Source organism: Streptomyces phyllanthi (assembly GCF_009377205.1).
Taxonomy (GTDB): domain Bacteria; phylum Actinomycetota; class Actinomycetes; order Streptomycetales; family Streptomycetaceae; genus Streptomyces; species Streptomyces phyllanthi.
Window position 1 is genome coordinate 1 of sequence record NZ_VJZE01000298.1, and the last position, 11,441, is coordinate 11,441.

Here is an 11,441-nt window from a genome sequence, read left to right on the forward strand (position 1 = left end):
GGGTTGGGGGGAAGCCGCACGGCGCCCCCGGGGACCCTTAACGCACGGTTATGCCCCCGCCAAACCACGGACGGCGCGCCCCGGCGGCCCGTACGCTCGCCGCATGCCCCTCGCCCTCACCGTCCTCGGTACCGCGTCCCCGCACCCGGGGCCGGGGCGGCCGTGTTCCGGGTATCTGCTGCGCGGTGGGGGCGCCGAGGTGTGGGTGGACGCGGGGTTCGGGACGTTCGCCGAGTTGCAGCGGCACACGGATCCACGACGGCTCACGGCGATCTGGATCTCCCATCTGCACGCGGACCACAGCGCTGATCTGCTGGCCGCCGTGTACGGGTTCGCGTACGGGGGACTCACCCTGCCCGCGCCGCTGCCCGTCTACGCGCCCGGCGACTGCGCGTTCCGGCTCGCGGGGTTTCTCGGGCGGTCGGATCCGGCGTTCCTGAGCGGGATCTTCGACTTCCGGCCCCTGTACGACGGCCACACGGTGCGGCACTGGAACCTCACCCTCGCCACGCGCGCGGTCAGCCACGACGGCGAGGCGTACGGACTGCGCGCCGAGTGCCAGGGGCGGGTCCTCGCGTACTCCGGGGACAGCGGACCGTGCGACGCGCTCACCGACCTCGCCGTCGGAGCCGACCTGTTCCTGTGCGAGGCCGACATCGACCGGCATCGCGAAGGCGAACGCCGTGTGCATCTCACTCCCGAGGACGCGGGCGCCTACGCGAAGGGCGCGAGCAGCCTCCTCGTCACCCATGTCGGGCCCGCGCTCACCCGTGAGTCGGCGACCGAGCGGGCCGGCGCCGTCTTCGGCGGGCCGACCGAGTGCGCACGCGAGGGCACCACCCGCATCGTCTGACCCACGACGGCCAGGGGCACCCACGACGACCAAAGGTCCCACCAGCTTCTTCTGTCAGAAGCATTGACGAAACACAGCGCCCCTCCTACCTTCAACGCGTCGTACTTCGTACGTCATATATGAGACGCGATACACGAGAGGCGCGCATGACCTCTGTGCCCATGCCGATCCCGTCCCGCACGCAGTTCGTGCTGGAAGGGATCAAGCACCGCATCCTCACCGGACAGCTGACGCCGGGCCAGGCGCTCGTCGAGACCGAGCTGGCGGCGCAGTTCGGGGTCTCCAAGACACCCGTACGCGAGGCGCTGAAGACCCTGGCCGGGACCGGGCTCGTCGTCATGAGCCAGTACAAGGGCGTCACGGTACGCATGGTGGACGCGGACATGGCGCGCGAGGTCTACGACGTACGGCTCCTCCTGGAGCCGGAGGCCCTGCGGCGGGCCGTACGGCGCGGAGCCGGACTGGAGGCGGCGCGGGACGCGCTCGCCCGCTCCGACCAGGCGGTGGACACGGCCGAACGCTCCCTCGCCAACCGGGAGTTCCACCGCGCCCTCTACACCTCCTGCGGCAACCCGCTGCTCGGCCGGATGCTCGACGAGGTCCGCGACCAGGCCGCGCTGGTCTCGGCCGTCGCCTGGGCCGCCAACCCCTCCTGGGAGCGGGAGGCCGCCGAGCACCGCGAGATCCTGCGGCTCGCCCTCGAAGGCGACGCCGACGGAGCCGCGGCCGCCCTCCACGCGCACATCGCGTCGTTCGTCCACCGGGCGTTCCCCGAGGCGGAGGACCCGGAGGCCCCGGCCCCCTAGCCGCACCGCACCCGAGCCCCACCGACCCGAGGCCCCCGACCAGGGCCCACGAAGAGGAAGGTCCTCAATGAGCAGCGTGACGTACGAGACCCAACGGGCGGCCCTGGCCGACGTGGTGGCGATCCCGGTGACCCCGTTCGCCGAGGACGGCACCGTCGACCGGAGCACCCACCGGGCCCTGCTGCGTCGCCTGCTCGACGGCGGGATCAGGACCCTGACGCCGAACGGCAACACCGGCGAGTTCTACGCGCTGTCCCCCGAGGAGCGCCGGCTCGTTACCGAGATGACCCTCGACGAGGTCGGCGACCGGGGCGTCGTCCTCGTCGGGGTCGGGCACGACGTGCCCACCGCCGTGGCCTCCGCGCTCCACGCCCGTGAGGCGGGCGCACAGATGGTGATGGTCCACCAGCCCGTCCACCCCTACGTGTCCGACGGCGGCTGGGTCGACTACCACCGCGCCATCGCCGAGGCCGTACCCGAACTGGGCGTCGTGCCGTACATCCGCAACGCCCTGCTGCCGGGCGTCCGCCTCGCCGAACTCGCCGACGACTGCCCGAACGTCATCGGGGTCAAGTACGCCGTACCGGACGCCGCGCGCTTCGCCGCCTTCGCACGGGACGCCGGCCTGGACCGCTTCGTCTGGGTCGCCGGTCTTGCCGAGCCGTACGCGCCCTCGTACTTCTCCGCGGGCGCCACAGGCTTCACCTCGGGACTCGTGAACGTCGCCCCGGCCGTTTCGCTGAACATGATCGAAGCGCTTCGATCCGGGGACTATCCCGCGGCCATGAAGGTCTGGGAGCAGATCCGCCGCTTCGAGGAACTGCGCGCCGCCAACGGCTCCGCCAACAACGTGACCGTGGTCAAGGAGGCCCTCGCCTCGCTCGGTCTGTGCCGCCGCGAGGTCCGGCCGCCCAGCAAGCCGCTGCCCGAGGACGAGCGGGCCGAGGTCGCCGCCATCGCCGCCGGGTGGTCCATATGAGCAGCCATCAGGGACGGGAAGGCGCCGAGAAGCGCCCCGAGGAGCTCAGAAGCCACCAGTGGTACGGCACGGACGGGCTGCGTTCCTTCAGCCACCGCGCCCGCACCCGCCAGCTCGGGTATCTGCCCGAGGAGCACCTGGGCAAGCCGGTCATCGCGATCCTCAACACCTGGTCCGACATCAACCCCTGTCATGTGCACCTCCGTGACCGGGCCCAGGCGGTCAAGCGGGGTGTGTGGCAGGCCGGCGGCTTCCCGCTGGAGTTCCCGGTGTCGACCCTCAGCGAGACCTTCCAGAAGCCGACCCCGATGCTCTACCGCAACATGCTCGCGATGGAGACCGAGGAACTGCTGCGCTCGTACCCGGTCGACGGCGCCGTGCTGATGGGCGGCTGCGACAAGTCCACGCCCGCGCTGCTCATGGGGGCCGCCTCCGCCGACCTGCCGACCGTGTTCGTGCCCGCCGGGCCCATGCTGCCGGGCCACTGGCGCAACGAGGTCCTCGGCTCCGGTACCGACATGTGGAAGTACTGGGACGACAAGCGCGCCGGGCTCATCGGCGACTGCGAGATGCAGGAGCTGGAGAGCGGGCTCGCGCGCTCGCCGGGTCACTGCATGACGATGGGTACGGCCTCCACGCTCACCGCCGCCGCCGAGGCGCTGGGGGTCACCGTCCCGGGCGCGTCCAGCATCCCCGCTGTCGACTCCGGGCACGACCGCATGGCCGCCGCCTCCGGTCTCCGGATCGTCGAACTCGTCCGCAGGGACCGGAAGCTCTCCGAGATCCTCACGGCGGAGGCCTTCGAGGACGCCGTGACGACCGTCCTCGGGCTGGGCGGCTCCACGAACGCCGTGATCCACCTGATCGCCATGGCCGGGCGGGCGGGTGTACGGCTCACGCTCGACGACTTCGACCGCATCGCGCGCACGGTGCCCGTGCTCGCCAACGTCCGGCCGGGCGGACAGACGTACCTGATGGAGGACTTCCACTTCGCGGGCGGACTCCCCGGGTTCCTGTCCCGGATCACCGACCTCCTCCACCTCGACCGGCCGACGGTGTCGTACGACACGATGCGCGAGCAGCTCGACGGTGCGCTGGTCCACGACGACGACGTCATCCGCACCCGCGACAACCCGGTCGCGGGCGAGGGCGGGGTCGCCGTGCTGCGCGGCAACCTCTGCCCGGACGGCGCGGTCATCAAGCACATCGCCGCCGAACCGCACCTGCTCAAGCACACCGGGCCCGCGGTCGTCTTCGACGACTACCGGACGATGCAGCGGACGATCAACGACCCGTCGCTGGGCATCACCGCCGACAGCGTGCTCGTGCTGCGCAACTCAGGGCCCAAGGGCGGCCCGGGCATGCCCGAGTACGGGATGCTGCCCATCCCCGACCACCTGCTGAAGCAGGGTGTGCGGGACATGGTGCGGATCTCCGACGCCCGGATGAGCGGCACTAGTTACGGCGCGTGCGTGCTGCACATCGCGCCCGAGTCGTACGTCGGCGGGCCGCTCGCCCTCGTACGGACCGGGGACAGCATCACCCTCGACGTGGAGGCGCGCACCCTGCACCTCCATGTGGACGACGACGAGCTGGAGCGCCGCAGGGCCGCGTGGACGCCACCGCCCGAGCGGTACGAGCGCGGCTACGGCGCGCTCTACAACGAGCAGATCACGCAGGCCGACACCGGCTGCGACTTCGCCTTCCTGGCCAGGCCGGGGAAGGTGCCGGACCCGTACGCGGGCTGAACCACAGCACCTCGGCACCACAGCACAGCGCCACCGCACCACAGCGCCACCGCACCACAGGGCCGTCGTCCCTCACGGTCCGGACCTCGCACACCGTACGTGAAAGCGCTTGCCGACCGGAGTGGCGCACCGCACCACCGGCTCGCCCCGCACACCGGAGAACGGAGACACAGTCATGGCCCAAGCCGCAGCCGTGGCGAAACAGCCCGCGCCACCCCGGCGGCGTCGCGGCTCGGCCACGCCGCGCAGGCTCCCGTACCTGCTGATCGCGCCGGCCGCCCTGCTGATGCTGGGCTTCATCGCCTATCCGGTCATCAGCGTCTTCTACTACAGCCTGCAGCACTACAACCCCACCAAGCCGTGGCGCAACGGCTACGCGGGCTTCGAGAACTTCGTCCACGCCTTCACCGAGGACCCCGTCTTCTGGGACACGCTGGTCTTCAGCGCCAAGTGGGTCGTCGTCGAGGTCGGCCTGCAGCTGCTGTTCGGCCTGGCGCTCGCGCTGATCGTGAACCAGTCGTTCGTGGGCCGGGCGCTGAGCCGCGCGATGGTCTTCTCACCCTGGGCCGTCTCCGGTGTGCTCACCTCCGCGATCTGGGTGCTGCTCTACAACTCCCAGACGGGCATCACCCGTTACCTCGCGGACATGGGCATCAGCGAGTACGGCACCAGCTGGCTCTCCGACACCTCCACCGTCTTCCCGGCCGCGATCGTCGCCGACCTGTGGCGCGGTGTGCCCTTCTTCGCGATCCTCATCCTCGCCGACCTCCAGTCCGTCTCGAAGGACCTGTACGAGGCCGCCGAGGTCGACGGGGCCAGCCGTATCCGGCAGTTCATCCACATCACGCTGCCGCACCTGAAGGACGCGATCATCCTGTCCACCCTGCTGCGCGCGGTGTGGGAGTTCAACAACGTCGACCTGCTCTACACCCTGACCGGCGGCGGACCCGCGGGCGAGACCACGACCCTCCCGCTCTACATCGCCAACACATCCGTCGACGCCCACAACTTCGGCTACGCGTCCGCCCTGACCACGGTCGCGTTCGTGATTCTGCTCTTCTGCTCGATGGTCTATCTGCGGCTGAGCAAGTTCGGAGGCGAGGACAAGTGATCACCAAGGACGCCGAGATCAGCGACGCCCCGGTGGCCCTCGCCCCCCAGGCCGAGGAACCCCCGCGCACACCGAGGAAGAACCGGCGCGCCTGGGACGAGGTCCCGCGCTGGCAGATCTACCTGCCGTTGTCGATCTACCTGCTCTTCACGCTCATCCCCTTCTACTGGATCCTGCTGTTCGCCCTGCGCGAGCCCGGCTCCACCTCGCTCGTGCCCTGGCCCGTCACCTTCGAGCACTTCGAGAAGGTGTGGACCGAGCGCAGCTTCGGCACGTACTTCCAGAACAGCGTCCTCGTCGGGGTCGCCACCCTGTTCATGACCACGGTCGTCGCCCTCGCCGGCGGATACGCCCTGGCCCGCTTCAACTTCAGGATCAAGCGGGTGTTCATGCTGGCGCTGCTGTGCTCCCAGTTCGTGCCGGGCGCGCTGCTGCTGGTGCCGCTGTTCCAGATCTTCGCCGAACTGCGGATGATCAACTCCCTCGGCAGCGTCATCATCGCCGAGACCGTCTTCCAGCTGCCGCTGTCGATGATCCTGATCAGCGGGTTCATCAAGAACGTGCCGTACTCGCTGGAGGAGGCCGCCTGGGTCGACGGCTGCAACCGGTTCAGCGGCTTCCGGGTGGTCGTGCTGCCGCTGCTGCGGCCCGGACTGATCGCCGTCGGCTCCTTCGCCTTCGTGCACTCCTGGAACCACTTCCTGTTCGCGCTGATGTTCCTGAGCAACCAGGAGAAACAGACCATCCCCGTCGGCCTGAACACCCTGCTCAGCGCCGACAGCGTCGACCTGGGCGCACTGGCCGCGGGCGGCATCATCGCCGCCGTACCCGTCGTGATCGTCTTCGCCTTCATCCAGAAGTGGCTGATCACCGGCTTCAGCGCTGGGGCGGTGAAGGGATGAGGACCGGAAGGGGACTCCAACTGGCCGTCCTCGCCGGGATGCTGGGCCTCGCGCTCAGCACCCCGGCCGGGGCCGAGGCACGCGACATCAGCCGCGACAACCTCGCCCCGAACGACGGCTGGGCGGCGGCCGACGGTGGTACCACGGGGGGTTCCACCGCCGGCGACGCCCACGTCTTCACCGTACGCAACCGGAGCGAGCTCGTCCGCGCGCTCGACGGCGGCAGCGCCACCCCGAAGATCATCCGGATCGCGGGCACCATCGACGCCAACACCGGCGACGACGGCGAGAAGCTCGGCTGCGACGACTACGCGACCGACGGCTACGACCTGAGGAAGTACCTCGCCGCGTACGACCCGCGCACCTCGGGCTCCGCCAAGCCCAGCGGCCCCCAGGAGGAGGCCCGGCAGGCCTCGGCGGCCCGACAGGCCGAGCGGATCGAACTGGCCGTCGGATCCAACACGACGATCGTCGGCCTCGGCGACCGGGCCGTCCTCAAGGGCGCCAGCCTCCAGCTCAGGGGCGCGGACAACGTGATCATCCGCAACCTCGACCTGCGCGACGCCTACGACTGCTTCCCCGTCTGGCAGCCCAACACCGGCGGCCTCGGCGACTGGAAGACCGCCTACGACAACATCTGGCTGCGCGGCGCCACCCATGTGTGGATCGACCACGTCACGCTGTCCGACAAGGGCCACCCCGACGAGGACGAGCCCACCTACTTCGCCCGCAACTACCTGCGCCACGACGGCCTGCTCGACATCACCAACGGCTCCGACCTGGTCACCGTGTCCTGGAGCCGGTTCGCCGACCACGACAAGGCGATCCTCATCGGCAACGGCGACACGGCCACCGGCGACCGCGGCAAACTGCGCGTGACCCTGCACCACAACGAGTTCGAGGGCGTCGTCCAGCGCGCGCCGCGCGTCCGGTTCGGACAGGTGCACGTCTACAACAACCGGTACGTCGTTCCTCAGGACGTGCACGACTACCGCTACTCGCTCGGCGTCTCCACGGAATCAGCCGTCTACGCCGAGAACAACGCCTTCACCACCCCCGGCCACATCGAGGTCGCCGACCTCGTCAAGAGCTGGAACGGCACCGCCCTCCACCAGACCGGCACCCTCTTCAACGGCTATCCGGTCGACCTGCTGGCCATCTACAACGCGTACAACTCCGGCAGCGAACGCGATCTGACCGCCGATGTCGGCTGGACGCCCACGCTGCACGGGCAGATCGACAGCGCCCGGCAGGCGGACCGCGAGGTCGCACGCGGCGCGGGCGCCGGGAGGATCCGATGAACACCCGTCCCCACGCCCAGAACCCCGACGCGGCCCCGCTGCCCGTCGTCCTCGCGGGTGCCCGCGGTCACGGCCGCTGGCACCTGGCGAACATCCGCCGCCTGGCGGACAAGGGGCTCGTACGGCTGGCCGGGGTGTGCGAGCTGACACCGCTGACCGAGGAGGAGCTGGACGGCCTCGGCACACCCGAGCAGTCCGCCGACTTCGGCGCCCTGCTCGACTCGACGGGCGCCGCCGTCGCCGTCGTCTGCACGCCCATCCCCACCCACACCGACCTGGCGCTCACCGCCGCGCAGCGGGGCGTCCACCTGCTGTTGGAGAAGCCCCCGGCGCCCTCGTACGCGGAGTTCCGCCGGATGGCCGACGGGGTCGCCGAGGCCGGGGTGGCCTGCCAGATCGGCTTCCAGTCGCTGGGCTCGCACGCGATGCCCGCGATCCGGGAACTGGTCGCGAAGGGCACGATCGGTGAGGTGGTCGGCATCGGCGGCGCCGGGGCATGGGCGCGCGACGAGGCGTACTACCGGCGTGCGCCCTGGGCGGGCAAGCGACGTCTGAACGGTGTCGACGTGATCGACGGGGCGCTCACCAACCCCCTGGCGCACGCCGTCGCCACCGGACTCGCGCTCGCCGGGACCACCCGCGCCGAGGACGTCACCGGCATCGAGACCGAACTGCTGCGCGCCAACGACATCGAGTCCGACGACACCTCGTGCGTCCGGATCACCGCGGCCGACGGCGGCCGGGTCACCGTCGCCGCCACGCTGTGCGCCGAGCGCCCCGGCGAGCCGTACGTCCTCGTGCACGGCACCAGCGGCCGGATCACCTTCTGGTACAAGCAGGACCGCGTGCTCGTCCAGCGGGCCGGACACGGGCCCGAGGAGATCGAGTACGGCCGCACCGACCTGCTGGAGAACCTCGTCGCCCACCTGGTCGATGGCGACGAACTGCTGGTCACGCCCGACGAGACGGGCGCCTTCATGAAGGTGGTGGAGGCGATCCGGCAGGCACCCGACCCGGTCGCGCTGCCCTCCGGGGCCTGGCACCTCGCGCCCGAGGAGAACCGCCGCGTCGTCGACGGCGTCGACGCCCTGGTCGCCTCGGCGGCCGACACCCTCGCCCTCTACTCCGAGCTGGGCGCCCCCTGGGCGCTCCCGACAGCTTCAGCGAAAGAGGTGAGCACGTGAACTACGACTCGCTGGTCCTGCGCATCGCGGGCCGCCCGGTCGGCCGCTACACCACCCGCCCCGAACTGCCGGCCCGGCTCTCCCCGCGCCCCTATCTGCACCCCGTCACCACCCTGTCCGGCGCGGCCGTCACCGAACTCGGCCCCGCGGACCACCTGCACCACCTCGGCGTCGGTGTCGCCGTTCCCGACGTCGAGGGGTTCAACTTCTGGGGCGGGCGCACCTTCGTCCGCGACCAGGGCCCGACCGAGCTCGACAACCACGGCTCCCAGCGGCACAGAGCCTTCCAGCTCCGCGACCCCGACGGCTTCGTGGAGGAGCTGCGCTGGGTGGCGTCCGGAGGCGAGCTGCTGCGCGAGCGCCGTACGGTCGCGGCCACCGAACTCACCGAGTCCGCCTGGGCGCTGGACTTCACGTTCTCGCTGACCAACACCACCCAGGACCCGCTGTCGATCGGCAGCCCGGCCACCAACGGGCGCCCCGGCGCGGCGTACGGCGGTTTCTTCTGGCGTGCCCGCAAGGAGGCCGCGACACCGCGCGTGTTCACCGCGGACCGCGAGGGCGAGGCACAGGTCCACGGCGTCCGCGCCGACTGGCTCGCCCTCGTGGGCAGCACCTGGACGCTGGTCTTCGCCGGGGCCACCGACGCCACCCGTCAGGACCCGTGGTTCGTACGCGCCGAGGAGTACCCGGGCGTGGGCTCGTCCCTCGCGTCCGAGGAGCGGCTGCCGATCGGGCCGGGCGAGACCGTCGTACGGCGGATCGTGACCGTCGTCGCCGACGGCACCCTCGACCGGGGCGGGGCCGCGGCCCTCGTCCGGAAGGCGGTGAGCCCGTGAGCACCCGGCCCGCCTCCGGGGGAACGTCCGCCTTCAGCGCCGATCTCGGCGACGGCACGTACCGCAACCCGATCCTCGATGCCGACTGGTCCGACCCCGACGTCTGCCGCGTCGGCGACGACTACTACCTGACCGCGTCCAGCTTCGGCCGTGCGCCCGGCCTGCCGCTGCTGCACTCCCGCGACCTGGTGAACTGGACGCTGGTCGGGCACGCCCTCCAGCGGCTGGAACCCGCAGCCGAGTTCCGGACCCCACGGCACGACTGCGGGGTGTGGGCGCCCTCGCTCCGGTATCACGACGACCGGTTCTGGATCTTCTGGGGCGACCCCGACCAGGGTGTTTTCCAGGTCAACGCCCCCGGGATCCGCGGCCCCTGGACCCGCCCGCACCTGGTCAAGGAGGGCAAGGGGCTCATCGACGCCTGCCCCCTGTGGGACGACGAGACCGGCGAGGCGTACCTCGTGCACGCGTGGGCCAAGTCCCGCTCCGGGATCAAGAACCGGCTCACCGGGCACCGGATGCACCCCGACGGGGCCGGCCTGCTCGACGAGGGCAAGGTGATCATCGACGGGGACCGGCTGCCGGGCTGGTTCACGCTCGAAGGGCCCAAGCTGTACCGGCACGACGGCTGGTTCTGGATCCTCGCCCCCGCCGGGAGCGTCGAGACCGGCTGGCAGGGCGCCTTCCGTTCGCGTGACTTCTTCGGCCCGTACGAGGAGCGGGTCGTCCTGGAGCAGGGCGACACCGACGTCAACGGCCCCCACCAGGGGGGCTGGGTGCGCACCCAGGACGGCGAGGACTGGTTCCTGCACTTCCAGCAGCGGGGCGCGTACGGGCGCGTCGTACACCTCCAGCCCATGCGCTGGGAGAGTGGGGGAGGCTGGCCGGTGATGGGAGACGAGGGCGTCCCCGTCGCCGTACACCGCAAACCCGCCCTGCCCGCGCAGCCGCCCGCCGCGCCCGCCACCGACGACGACTTCCCCGGCGGCCGCTTCGGACGCCAGTGGCAGTGGACCGCCAACCCGCAGGACGGCTGGGCCACCCAGCACTCCGGGGACGGGCTGCGGCTGACCTGCGTACGGACGGCCGACGCGCACGACCTGCGCCGACTGCCGAACGTCCTCACCCAGCGACTGCCCGGCCGCCCGGCGGTGGTGGAGGTCGGGCTCCGGCTCGACAGCGAGGAGGAGGGCGCCCGGGCCGGGCTCGCCGTGCTCGGTGACGCGTTCCGCTGGATCGGGCTCCAGCGGGGCGCGGACGGGAGTGTTCAGCTCGTGCACCGGTTCGGCGAGTCGGTCGCCGACCGCGAGCGGGACGCCGCCCACCCGCGCCCGGCGCCCGGGGGACGGGCCCGGCTGCGGATCGAGATCGGCGCGGGGGCGCGCTGCCGCTTCTCGTACGACGTCGGGAGCGGCTGGGAACCCTCCGGCCAGGTTTTCGCCGCCACCCCCTGGCGCTGGGTCGGCGCCCTGCTCGGCCTTGTCGCGGTCGCGCCCACCGGCTCAGGACACGCCGGGGCGGCCACGTTCACGCAGTTCCGGATCACCCCTCGCAACGCACCCGAACCGTCGTAACCCACCCCACCCGTACGCCTGTTGGAGCCGCAATGACGCACCTCCACCTCCGTAGCAAGCGCTTGCCGGGACCCCGGCCGAGACCGAGCCTCGGCCGGGCCCTGGCCGCGGTCACCGTCCTGGTGGCCTCACTGGGACTCGGGG

At 71.3% G+C, this 11,441-nt stretch carries 10 protein-coding genes; all 10 read left to right on the plus strand.

The features are described 5' to 3' along the window. The first annotated feature begins 103 nt into the window (after positions 1-103). The 10 genes from FNH04_RS31085 to FNH04_RS31130 all read left to right on the plus strand — a co-directional run bounded on the left by FNH04_RS31085 (position 104) and on the right by FNH04_RS31130 (position 11,297). A complete protein-coding gene (locus FNH04_RS31085; RefSeq protein WP_152789110.1) occupies positions 104-853 on the plus strand; it encodes an MBL fold metallo-hydrolase in 750 nt (249 codons plus the stop codon). Positions 854-999: 146 nt separating this feature from the next. Then, positions 1,000-1,659 (plus strand): GntR family transcriptional regulator, encoded by a 660-nt coding sequence (locus tag FNH04_RS31090; RefSeq protein WP_152789111.1) that lies wholly within the window; start codon positions 1,000-1,002, stop codon positions 1,657-1,659. A gap of 67 nt (positions 1,660-1,726) precedes the next feature. Then, a complete protein-coding gene (locus FNH04_RS31095; RefSeq protein ID WP_152789112.1) occupies positions 1,727-2,638 on the plus strand; it encodes a dihydrodipicolinate synthase family protein in 912 nt (303 codons plus the stop codon). Continuing rightward, positions 2,635-4,386, plus strand: coding sequence for an L-arabinonate dehydratase (gene araD / locus FNH04_RS31100; RefSeq protein ID WP_152789113.1), 1,752 nt, complete (start codon positions 2,635-2,637; stop codon positions 4,384-4,386). Before FNH04_RS31095 ends, araD begins: the two co-directional genes overlap by 4 nt. Positions 4,387-4,561: 175 nt before the next feature. Next, complete coding sequence (locus FNH04_RS31105; RefSeq protein ID WP_152789114.1) at positions 4,562-5,497, plus strand: carbohydrate ABC transporter permease; 936 nt, start codon at positions 4,562-4,564, stop codon at positions 5,495-5,497. Next, positions 5,494-6,399 (plus strand): carbohydrate ABC transporter permease, encoded by a 906-nt coding sequence (locus tag FNH04_RS31110; RefSeq protein ID WP_322724344.1) that lies wholly within the window; start codon positions 5,494-5,496, stop codon positions 6,397-6,399. The genes FNH04_RS31105 and FNH04_RS31110 overlap by 4 nt, the downstream gene beginning before the upstream one ends. Next, positions 6,396-7,700 (plus strand): pectate lyase family protein, encoded by a 1,305-nt coding sequence (locus FNH04_RS31115; protein ID WP_152789115.1) that lies wholly within the window; start codon positions 6,396-6,398, stop codon positions 7,698-7,700. Before FNH04_RS31110 ends, FNH04_RS31115 begins: the two co-directional genes overlap by 4 nt. Beyond that, positions 7,697-8,884: a Gfo/Idh/MocA family protein gene (locus FNH04_RS31120; RefSeq protein WP_152789116.1), complete on the plus strand. Its 1,188-nt coding sequence runs from the start codon at positions 7,697-7,699 to the stop codon at positions 8,882-8,884. Before FNH04_RS31115 ends, FNH04_RS31120 begins: the two co-directional genes overlap by 4 nt. Then, positions 8,881-9,723: a DUF6807 domain-containing protein gene (locus FNH04_RS31125; protein ID WP_322724347.1), complete on the plus strand. Its 843-nt coding sequence runs from the start codon at positions 8,881-8,883 to the stop codon at positions 9,721-9,723. Before FNH04_RS31120 ends, FNH04_RS31125 begins: the two co-directional genes overlap by 4 nt. Next, positions 9,720-11,297 carry a glycoside hydrolase family 43 protein gene (locus FNH04_RS31130; protein WP_322724349.1) on the plus strand — a complete coding sequence of 526 codons (1,578 nt, stop codon included), beginning with the start codon at positions 9,720-9,722 and terminating at the stop codon, positions 11,295-11,297. The genes FNH04_RS31125 and FNH04_RS31130 overlap by 4 nt, the downstream gene beginning before the upstream one ends. Positions 11,298-11,441: the final 144 nt, after the last annotated feature.

What these genes read in the sequence shown, in the direction of transcription:
- FNH04_RS31085 (WP_152789110.1), top strand. Translation starts at nt 104, where the DNA reads ATGCCCCTCGCCCTCACCGTCCTCGGTACCGCGTCCCCGCACCCGGGG.
- FNH04_RS31090 (WP_152789111.1), top strand. Translation starts at nt 1,000, where the DNA reads ATGACCTCTGTGCCCATGCCGATCCCGTCCCGCACGCAGTTCGTGCTG.
- FNH04_RS31095 (WP_152789112.1), top strand. Translation starts at nt 1,727, where the DNA reads ATGAGCAGCGTGACGTACGAGACCCAACGGGCGGCCCTGGCCGACGTG.
- araD (WP_152789113.1), top strand. Translation starts at nt 2,635, where the DNA reads ATGAGCAGCCATCAGGGACGGGAAGGCGCCGAGAAGCGCCCCGAGGAG.
- FNH04_RS31105 (WP_152789114.1), top strand. Translation starts at nt 4,562, where the DNA reads ATGGCCCAAGCCGCAGCCGTGGCGAAACAGCCCGCGCCACCCCGGCGG.
- FNH04_RS31115 (WP_152789115.1), top strand. Translation starts at nt 6,396, where the DNA reads ATGAGGACCGGAAGGGGACTCCAACTGGCCGTCCTCGCCGGGATGCTG.
- FNH04_RS31120 (WP_152789116.1), top strand. Translation starts at nt 7,697, where the DNA reads ATGAACACCCGTCCCCACGCCCAGAACCCCGACGCGGCCCCGCTGCCC.